At 35.1% G+C, this 10,000-nt stretch carries 7 protein-coding genes (1 of these 7 cut by a window edge); all 7 read right to left on the bottom strand.

The window, feature by feature from the left end:
• On the bottom strand, nucleotides 1-1,029 hold the 5' portion of the coding sequence (locus tag NKR20_RS00035) for an HD-GYP domain-containing protein (RefSeq protein WP_253422657.1). The gene continues 78 nt to the left of window position 1, outside the view; the window shows 1,029 of its 1,107 coding nt (coding positions 1-1,029); its start codon is at nucleotides 1,027-1,029; its stop codon lies off the left edge, out of view.
• A gap of 172 nt (nucleotides 1,030-1,201) precedes the next feature.
• Nucleotides 1,202-3,733 carry a DNA gyrase subunit A gene (gene gyrA / locus NKR20_RS00030; RefSeq protein WP_121214612.1) on the bottom strand — a complete coding sequence of 844 codons (2,532 nt, stop codon included), beginning with the start codon at nucleotides 3,731-3,733 and terminating at the stop codon, nucleotides 1,202-1,204.
• A 23-nt stretch (nucleotides 3,734-3,756) separates the two neighbouring features.
• Complete coding sequence (gene gyrB / locus NKR20_RS00025; protein ID WP_121214611.1) at nucleotides 3,757-5,688, bottom strand: DNA topoisomerase (ATP-hydrolyzing) subunit B; 1,932 nt, start codon at nucleotides 5,686-5,688, stop codon at nucleotides 3,757-3,759.
• 69 nt (nucleotides 5,689-5,757) lie between these two features.
• Nucleotides 5,758-6,876, bottom strand: coding sequence for a DNA replication/repair protein RecF (gene recF / locus NKR20_RS00020; RefSeq protein ID WP_121214610.1), 1,119 nt, complete (start codon nucleotides 6,874-6,876; stop codon nucleotides 5,758-5,760).
• Nucleotides 6,877-7,104 (bottom strand): S4 domain-containing protein YaaA, encoded by a 228-nt coding sequence (yaaA, locus tag NKR20_RS00015; protein WP_253422654.1) that lies wholly within the window; start codon nucleotides 7,102-7,104, stop codon nucleotides 6,877-6,879.
• A gap of 244 nt (nucleotides 7,105-7,348) precedes the next feature.
• Nucleotides 7,349-8,485, bottom strand: coding sequence for a DNA polymerase III subunit beta (dnaN, locus tag NKR20_RS00010; protein ID WP_121214608.1), 1,137 nt, complete (start codon nucleotides 8,483-8,485; stop codon nucleotides 7,349-7,351).
• A 168-nt stretch (nucleotides 8,486-8,653) separates the two neighbouring features.
• Complete coding sequence (gene dnaA / locus NKR20_RS00005) at nucleotides 8,654-10,000, bottom strand: chromosomal replication initiator protein DnaA (protein WP_253422651.1); 1,347 nt, start codon at nucleotides 9,998-10,000, stop codon at nucleotides 8,654-8,656.

The following is a 10,000-nucleotide window of genomic DNA, read 5'->3' as shown; positions in this document are numbered from 1 at the left end:
TTTAATTAATGGACGCGTTGGTGCAAATTTATTAATAAACATAATTTCACCGCGTTCTAAATTTGATAACTCTATTTTTGTACCTATTGGTAATGCAGCAACAAGGTCTACTAGTGCTTGTACTACTTGAATATCAAATTTCCCAAACTCAGATTCCTTAATCTTTTCTATAACTTTAAAAGGTGATTCCTTTAAGCGATATAATCGCTCACTAGTCATTGCGTGGAAAGTATCCGCTACCGCAATAATTTGACCAAAATTAGAAACGGAACCCACCCGTAATTTTTCAGGATATCCACTTCCATCCAAACGCTCGTGATGTTGATAGATTGCCTCTTTCATTTCCTCTTTAAAGGCCGGTACATTTTTAACCATTTGTAAACTAAAAATAGGATGTTTACGGATTTCATTAAATTCAAGTTGGTTCAATGGCTCTTTTTTTTCGCGAATTCGCAAAGGTATTCTCGCCATACCGCAATCTGCCAATGTACCTGCAATCGCAATTTGTAATACATAGCCACGTTCATAACCTAATTTTTGTGCAATTGCCGCACTAATAAGCCCTGTAGCAATACAATGATGATACAAGTAATCCTTTGCGTTAGAAAAACTATTTAAATCAAAAATAATTGTTCTATCCTCTAGTATTTTTTCAACTAAAGGTAAAATCATTGTACGCACTTTTGTGATGTCTATTTTTGCGCCTGCTCCCCATCCATTAAACATCTTTTTAAATTCATCTATTACGTCATTATATTTATTTCCAAAGCGGTCAACAACAACAACTTTTTCCACTGCTACATTTACTTCACTTTTCTCTTCGGGTTCTTTTTTCTCTTTTCTCTCTTGATCTTTCCCATCAAGTAATATAGGAATTTGTACAATGTTAAAAGCTTTTAGAATATATAGGTGCTCTTGGCTTAATTTTGTGTTTTTTAAAAGGATAGGATATTGTGTATTTGCGTATATATCTTCGGAAACAATTTTTCCGACTCGAAGGTCATTTATATGAACTTTTGTAGCTTCCATTCCAAAAACCCCCTCATTATACTTCAATATAGATTTCTGAAAAGTAATAATATTCTAAATTAATCCATATTTATTAAATATATGTAAAATTATACTATATTTTTTCTTTTTAGTTTTATCTAAATAAAAAAACTCAGAAACTTTTTGTTACAAAGTTTCTGAGTTTTTATAATTATTCATTTTCTGTGTTAGACGAATCATCATCCATATCAGCTTGTTCTACACTATCTGATTCTTGAATCTGTGTATCATCAGTTTCAAGATCATCTTCTTGTTCTTCTTTCTTTACACGTGCTACTGTAGCAACTGTTTCATCTTCCCCGAGTCGGATTAGACGTACACCTTGCGTGCTACGACCAACAATCGAAATATCGTTAACATCCATACGAATTAACATACCATTTACTGTGATTAGCATTAAATCTTCAGTGCCATCAACAGTTTTTACTGAACACATAGGTCCATTCTTATCTGTAATTTGGATTGTTTTAATCCCAACACCGCCACGACTTTGTAGACGATATTCAGATTCCGGTGTTCTCTTACCATATCCTTTTTCAGTAACAACTAATATTTCTTGTCCTGGTTCGATAATTTCCATTCCTACAACATAGTCACCTTCACGCAGTTTTATACCGCGCACACCAGCTGCTGTACGACCCATTGAACGTATATCATCTTCTTTGAATCGAATAAGCATACCGTTATGTGTACCGATAATAACATCCTTCGTTCCATCAGTTAAACGAACAGAAATTAAATCGTCCTCTTCATGTAAGTTAATCGCAATTAAGCCGTTATTACGGATATTCGCAAATTGAGAAACTTGAGTGCGTTTAGTAATTCCTGTTTTGGTAGTAAAGATGAAATATGCATCCTCTTTATATTCATCTACGTGAATCATTGCAGTTACTTTTTCATTTTTATCTAAATTTAATAAATTAACTATCGGTAACCCTTTTGCAGTACGTCCGAACTCAGGAATTTCATATCCTTTAGAACGGAATACTTTTCCCTTTGTTGTAAAGAATAAAATTGTATCATGGGTAGAGGTAAACATTAAATGCTCTACAAAGTCATCTTCGTTAGTTCCCATTCCCTGTACACCACGACCACCACGTTTTTGGCTACGATATGTGTTGGCTGCTAGTCTCTTTATGTAGCCGTTATGCGTTAAGGTAATAACGGAGTCTTCACGAGGAATTAAATCTTCATCCTCAATCATTTCTAATCCACCAGCCGAAATTTGAGTTCTACGAGTATCATTATATCGCTCTTTAATTTCTCGTAATTCCGTACGGATAATATCAAGAATTCTACCTTCATCGGCTAAAATTGCCTTTAAATCTGCAATTAGCACTTGTAACTCTTGGTATTCGTTTTCAATCTTTTCTCGTTCTAATCCACTTAAGCGAACAAGACGCATATCTAAAATTGCTTGAGCTTGACGATCTGATAAACTGAAGCGTTCCATTAAAACTGGTTTTGCTTCTTCACCTGTACGTGAAGAACGAATGATAGAAATAATTTCATCAATATGGTCTAAAGCAATACGCAAGCCCTCTAAAATATGAGCACGATCTTCAGCTTTTCTTAATTCATATTGCGTACGGCGAGTAATAACTTCTTTTTGGTGTTCTAAATAATGATGCAACACTTCCTTAAGGCTTAATACTTTCGGTTGCCCATTTACTAACGCCAGCATATTTACGCCAAAGTTAGATTGCATTGCTGTATGTTTATATAAATTATTTAAGATAACATTCGCATTTGCATCTTTACGAACTTCCATTACGATTCGCATACCACGACGATCGGATTCGTCACGTAAATGAGTAATTCCATCAATTCGTTTATCACGTACTAACTCTGCAATTTTTTCGATTAATTTCGCCTTATTTACTTGGTAAGGAATTTCATTAACTATAATCATTTCTTTCCCATTGGGTTGAACTTCGATCTCCACTTTGGCGCGAACTGTAATCGTACCACGGCCAGTTTCATAAGCACGACGAATACCACTTCGACCTAAAATAATACCACCTGTTGGGAAATCAGGACCTGGAATAATTTCCATTAGCTCTTCTGTTGTAATAGCTGGATTTTCTGAAACAGCAATAACAGCATCTATCGTTTCACCGAATTGATGTGGTGGTATATTTGTTGCCATACCTACAGCAATACCAGATGCACCATTTAGTAATAGGTTTGGAATACGAGCAGGCAAAACAACTGGTTCCTTTTCGTTTCCATCATAGTTATCTTGATAGTCAATTGTGTCTTTATTGATATCACGTAACATTTCCATAGTAATTTTGGATAAACGAGATTCGGTATAACGCATCGCTGCAGCACCATCACCGTCAATTGAACCAAAGTTACCATGTCCGTCTACTAACATATAACGATAGCTAAAATCTTGTGCCATACGTACCATCGCATCATAAATGGAGGAGTCGCCATGTGGATGGTATTTCCCCATTACGTCTCCTACAATACGTGCGCTTTTTTTGTATGGTTTATCTGAATAGTTTCCTAACTCATGCATTCCATAAAGAATACGACGATGTACTGGTTTTAAACCATCCCGCACATCTGGTAATGCACGGGAAACGATAACACTCATCGCATAATTTAAAAATGATGTTTGTACTTCTTCACTAATTTTAATGCCTTTTACACCTGAATGTTGATTTTCCGACATTTAATAACCTCCCTTCGAACAACTTAAATATCTAAATTCTGAACATATACTGCATTTTCCTCAATAAAGTTTCTACGAGGCTCTACTTCATCTCCCATAAGTTCTTGGAAAATTTTATCTGCTCGTATAGCGTCATCTAATTCAACTTGTAACAAAGTACGATGTTCTGGATCCATTGTTGTATCCCATAATTGTTCAGCATTCATTTCACCTAAACCTTTATAACGTTGAACAACTGGCTTTGGTGTACTTGGTAATTTATTTAATATTTCTTGTAGTTCTTCATCTGAATAGCAGTATTCGACATGTTTCCCTTGTTTCACCTGATATAACGGTGGTTGTGCAGCATATACATATCCAGCCTCAATTAACGGGCGCATGAAGCGGAAGAAGAATGTTAAAAGTAAAATACGAATATGCGCACCATCAACGTCAGCATCCGTCATAATGACAATTTTATGGTATCTTGCTTTTTCTAAATCAAACTCTTCTCCAATTCCTGTACCAAAGGCTGTAATCATTGCACGAATTTCATTGTTTGATAATATGCGATTTAAGTTTGCTTTTTCTACGTTTAAAATTTTCCCACGTAAAGGTAGAATGGCTTGGAAATAGCGATCACGTCCAGATTTTGCTGAACCACCAGCCGAATCACCCTCGACGATATAAATTTCTGATTCTGCTGGGTTTGTAGAAGTACAATCCGCTAACTTACCAGGCAAGCTTGATACTTCTAATGCAGATTTACGACGTGTAAATTCACGAGCCTTTTTAGCTGCAACACGTGCACGAGCTGCCATTAACCCCTTTTCTACAATTTTCCGCGCAACTGCAGGATTTTCTAACAAGAAGCGTTCAAAGCCATCAGAGAACAATGAATTTGTAATTTGACTAACTTCGGAATTTCCCAATTTTGTCTTTGTTTGCCCTTCAAATTGTGGATCTGGGTGTTTTACCGATACGATAGCTGTAAGCCCTTCACGTACGTCCTCACCAGTTAAATTTGCTTCCGAATCCTTTATTAAACCGTTTTTACGAGCGTAATCATTAATGACACGTGTTAACGCTGTTTTAAAGCCCGATTCATGGGTACCACCTTCATAGGTGTTAATGTTATTCGCAAAGGAATAGATGTTTGACGAGTATCCCTGGTTATATTGCATAGCGATTTCCACCGATATGCCATCTTTTTCACCCATAATATCAATAGGCTCATGAATCGGTTCTTTTGATTTATTTAAATGCTCAACATATTCGCGTATACCGCCTTCAAAATGAAATGTTTCAGAACAAACTTCTTCTTCTCGTTCGTCTGCAATCGTAATTTTAATGCCGCGGTTTAAGTATGCAAGTTCACGAACACGAGTTGCTAAAATGTCATATTCATAAATAGTTGTTTCTTTAAAGATTTCTGGGTCAGCTTTAAAGCGTGTTGTTGTTCCAGTTTCATCAGAGTCACCAATTACTTTCAATGGTTGTACTGTTTTTCCACGTTCAAAAACGATGGAATGAACATGACCATCCCTTTTAACATAGACTTCAGTAACTAAAGAAAGTGCATTAACTACTGATGCACCTACACCATGGAGACCTCCTGAAACTTTATAACCTCCACCGCCAAATTTTCCCCCTGCATGAAGAACAGTCATAATAACTTCAACAGCTGGCATACCCATTTTTTCTTGAATACTAACAGGAATACCACGACCATTATCTTCTACACGAATCCAGTTATCTTTCTCGATGGCAACGACAATTTCCGAACAATAGCCAGCTAATGCTTCGTCAATACTATTATCCACTATTTCCCAAACCAAATGGTGAAGACCTTTAGAGCTTGTGGAGCCGATATACATACCTGGACGCTTACGTACTGCCTCTAAACCTTCTAAAACATGAATTTGATCAGCATCATAAGCTTGTTGAACTTGTTGTTTCTCTTCTAAAGCCACCATGTTCACCTACTCTTTCAAACAATAGTATGTGTTAAAAATTCTAAGCTTTATAAAAATATCTAAAAATTTCTAAACATTATTTTCAATTTCACCCTGTTTCACGTGAAACATTTCTGCATGTTGAATTGTCTCATGATGTATCCCATCTACACTCGTTGTTGTGACAAACGTTTGCACTTCACCTTGAATGGTATTTAATAAGTGTGATTGGCGATAGTCATCTAACTCTGACAAAACATCGTCTAACAGCAAAATGGGCGTTTCTTTTGTTTCTTTTTTGATTAATTCTATTTCAGCAAGTTTTAACGAAAGTGCTGTTGTACGCTGTTGTCCTTGAGAACCATAAGTTTGCACATCATAACCGTTAACTAAAAACTGCAAGTCATCGCGATGTGGACCAACTAATGTAACCCCTCTTTCTAGCTCTCGTTTTTTTACTTCTGCTAATTTTTGTTCCAAATATGTAACCATTTCTTCTGTCGACCAGTCTGGATCCAATCCAGTAGTTGGACGATATTTAATCGTTAATTTTTCTAATCCACGACTAATACCAGAATGAATTGGTTCCGCCCATTCTTGTAAAAGATCAATAAAGTGGAATCTTTTACGAATAATTTGGACAGCTGAATGAATATATTGCTCAGTATAAATAGCAAATAAAACATCATCAATTTGCTTTTTACCCTGATTAATTTTTAACAAATGATTTCTTTGTTTAAGTAATTTTTGAAACGTGAGTAACTCATGTAAATAAAGTGCTGAGATTTGACCAATTTCCATGTCAATAAAACGTCGTCTTACTTGCGGACTGCCTTTTACTACATTTAAATCCTCAGGTGCAAACATGACGACATTCATTTGTCCAATATAGTTACTTAGTTTCGTTTGTTCTAAATGATTTACTTTTCCTTTTTTTCCCTTTTTTGTAATGGATAATTCCATTGGAAAACTACCGTAACGGTTTTGAACAACACCTTCTATTTTACCATAGTCTGCTTCCCAACGTATCAATTCTTTATCGTTACTCGTACGATGGGATTTAGCCATTGCAAGTACGTAAATAGATTCCATTACGTTTGTTTTTCCTTGTGCGTTTTCCCCAATAAATACATTTATTTTTGGGGAGAGGTCCAAATTTAAAGATTCGTAATTACGATAATTGGTTAGTTGTAAATGCTCAATGAACATTTAGATTTCTCCGTTCTTATTGACAATCACGTACCTACCAACCCCTGGTATGTTAATCACATCACCATGGCGTAGTTTTCTCCCTCGACGATTGTCAATTTCTCCATTTACGTAGACATCATTTTCTTGTAAAAACCATTTAGCCATACCACCTGAACTAATTGCATCAGTAACTTTTAAAGCTTGGCCTAGGGTGATAAATTCTGTATCAATTACTATTTCATCCAAAGTAAATACATCCTCCGATTCACATTCATCTATCTCTTTATCATACCTAAAATGCACTAAAAATGCCAAGAAAAGAAGATTAAACAAAATTAGTCAAAAGGAAAATTGAACTTATTGCCCTAATAGTAAACATGATTGGAATTCTAATAGCTCTAAAAAAGTTGTATTCACTTTTTATACATAAGAAAAAGATAGCCATAAATGACTATCTTTAAAAAACATAATTTTATTTATAAATTAATTTTTAGTAAGTTCTTACCGGTAAGATTAATTGTAAGATGGCATCGTCATGTACAGAGCGTAAAATAAATGGTCTCATAGCTCCTGTAAATTGAATTATAACATCTTGTCCATCAATTGCTTTTAGAGCTTCCATCATGTATTTTGCACTGAAGGAAATTTTTAGAGATTCGCCATCTAACGACTCTACTTGAATTTGTTCTTCAACTTTACCTATTTCTGGGGAGTTTGATGAAATTTCAACACTGTTCCCCTCTAAAGTTTCAAAACGAACAACATTATTACGATCTTCACGTGCAAGTAGAGATGCACGGTCGATTGCTTGTAATAATGATTTACCGTTAATTGTAATTGTCGTTTTAAATTCTTCTGGAATTAAACGAGAAGTTTCTGGATAGTTACCTTCAAGAAGTCTTGAGAAGAATAACACATTTTCAGTTTTAAATAAAACCTGTTGATTCGTTATAACAATTTCAACTGGATTGTTCGATTCACCAAGAATTTTATTTAATTCGTTTAAGCTTTTCCCTGGAATTACTACTGAATTAACATTTGTAGGCAATTGTTCAAGTGTCGTTTTTCTTCTAGCAAGACGATGGCTATCTGTAGCTACACATACAAGTTCATCACCATGAATTTGCCAGTTTACACCTGTTAATACAGGACGACTTTCAGAAGTAGCTACAGCAAATACTGTTTCACGAATAACAGATTTTAATAAATCTGCAGGCATAGTAAATTGTTGATCTGTTGATACTTCAGGTAATAATGGATATTCAGAAGCATCAGAACCAATTAAATGGAATTCAGACTTACCTGAACGAATATGTGTTTGTAAACCATTTGATACTTCGATTTCAACATCATTTGTTGGTAATTTTCTAACGATTTCGTTAAACATACGTGCTTGTAAAACAATTGAACCTGTTTCAGTAATATTAATTAGTTGGTCTCCATCTTCTTCTAATGGGATAAACGTTTGAATTGTAATATCTGCATCACTACCAGTAAGTGTAATCCCATCATTTGTTACATCGATTTTAATCCCTGTTAAAATTGGAATTGTCGTTTTAGAACTGACAGCCTTCATGACGTTATTTAACCCATCTAGTAAACGCTCACGCATAATATCAAATTTCATAGATTATACCTCACTTATTAATATATTATTTTAAAAGATTTTAATAGATATAGTAATAGGGCCTGTGGATTTGTGGATAACCATATTTTTCACCAGTAAACTCTAACTATCCACATGTTAATAAGTTGTGTATGGAAGTGTGGGAAAATAAAATAGTTATCCACATCATTATTTACCTAACATACTACGAATTTGTTTAATATCTTGTTGTAATTGTTGATCCTCTTTTAACATAGAGGATATTTTTTCATGAGCATGAATGACTGTTGTATGGTCACGCCCACCAAACTCTTCCCCTATTTTTGGTAAAGAGAAATCTGTTAATTCCCTCGATAAGTACATAGCAACTTGTCTTGGGAAAGCGATTGACTTCGTTCTCTTCTTAGCGGCAAAATCCTCTAATTTAATTTGATAGTGTTCACCCACAGCAGTCTGTATATCTAGAATTGATATCATACGTGGTTTTGCATTTGGAATGATATCTTTTAATGCTTCTGCAGCTAATTCTGCAGTAATGTCTCGATTCACTAATGATGAGAAAGCAACAACACGAATTAAAGCGCCTTCTAATTCACGAATGTTTGTATCAATTTGATTTGCGATGTGATGCATAACCTCGTTTGGAATATCTAATCCATCAGCTTTAGCTTTTTTGCGAAGAATCGCAATACGTGTTTCTAAATCTGGTGGTGTAATATCCGTTATTAATCCCCATTCGAAACGTGAGCGTAATCGATCTTCAAGAGTTGGAATTTCCTTTGGAGGACGGTCACTGGAAATAACAATTTGTTTTGATTCGGTATGTAATGTATTAAAGGTATGGAAAAATTCCTCTTGTGTAGATTCTTTTCCAGCCAAAAATTGAATATCATCAATTAGTAATACATCGACATTCCGATATTTATTTCGAAAATCTACAGCTTTATTATCACGAATCGAATTAATAAATTCATTTGTAAACTTTTCAGAAGATAAGTAAACAACTTTAGCATTTGGATTATGTTCAAGTACATAATGGCCGATAGCATGCATTAAGTGAGTTTTCCCTAGTCCTACTCCCCCATAGATAAAGAAGGGATTATAGGCTTTTGCAGGAGCCTCAGCAACGGCAAGAGAGGCTGCATGAGCAAATCGATTCCCAGACCCGATAACAAACGTATCAAATGTATACTTTGGATTAAGCATTCCAGGTGTAATTTCTGAGTGATCAACAGTATTTACTTGCATGACCTGTGGTACAGGTAAATCCTCACTATCGTCATCCTGATCCTTTTGAACAACAAATTTAATAAACAAGTCTTCGCCTGTTAGTTCAGACAAAATATCCGCGATTAGATGAACATAATGATTCTCTAGCCAATCACGTGCAAATGAGTTGGGTGCGGCAATGGTAACATTAGATCCTTTATATGAAAGTAACTTAGTTGATTTTAGCCACGTTTCAAAGCTTGGTTTTGAAATTTTTTGTTCTACTTGAGCCAGGACATTGTTCCATAATTCTTCTAAATGTGCCAA

Source organism: Ureibacillus endophyticus, from assembly GCF_024159215.1.
Taxonomy (GTDB): domain Bacteria; phylum Bacillota; class Bacilli; order Bacillales_A; family Planococcaceae; genus Ureibacillus; species Ureibacillus endophyticus.
The sequence above is the reverse complement of the archived record's forward strand: the minus strand, read 5'-3'. Positions and strand labels throughout refer to the sequence as shown.

Excerpts from the sequence above, each read along its gene's own strand:
- gyrA (WP_121214612.1), bottom strand. The coding sequence starts at position 3,733 with ATGTCGGAAAATCAACATTCAGGTGTAAAAGGCATTAAAATTAGTGAA.
- gyrB (WP_121214611.1), bottom strand. The coding sequence starts at position 5,688 with ATGGTGGCTTTAGAAGAGAAACAACAAGTTCAACAAGCTTATGATGCT.
- recF (WP_121214610.1), bottom strand. The coding sequence starts at position 6,876 with ATGTTCATTGAGCATTTACAACTAACCAATTATCGTAATTACGAATCT.
- dnaN (WP_121214608.1), bottom strand. The coding sequence starts at position 8,485 with ATGAAATTTGATATTATGCGTGAGCGTTTACTAGATGGGTTAAATAAC.